The organism is Paraburkholderia sp. SIMBA_027 (assembly GCF_046535315.1).
GTDB classification, from domain to species: Bacteria; Pseudomonadota; Gammaproteobacteria; order Burkholderiales; family Burkholderiaceae; genus Paraburkholderia; species Paraburkholderia tropica.
In genome coordinates this window covers 1-243 of record NZ_JAWRWY010001426.1, presented here as the reverse complement: position 1 = coordinate 243, position 243 = coordinate 1, and the positions used below count along the sequence as shown (strand labels likewise).

Annotated in this window: 1 protein-coding gene; it reads left to right on the top strand. The window is 60.5% G+C overall.

What is annotated here, in order from left to right:
• Nucleotides 1–243: carboxyl transferase domain-containing protein (locus SB764_RS43895; protein WP_410867296.1), on the top strand; the 243-nt coding region annotated here is incomplete at both ends.

Genomic DNA, 243 nt, shown 5'->3' with positions numbered 1-243 from the left:
GCACGCGAACGGCATCTCTCACGCGGCAAGTTGCTCGCGCGGGACCGGATCGAGGCGCTTCTCGATCCCGGCAGCCCATTTCTCGAATTTTCGCAATTCGCAGCTTATGAGGTCTATGACGAACCCGTTCCCGCCGCCGGCATCGTCACCGGCATCGGCCGGGTCTCGGGTCGTGAGTGCGTCATCGTCGCCAATGATGCGACGGTAAAAGGCGGCACCTATTATCCACTGACCGTCAAGAAA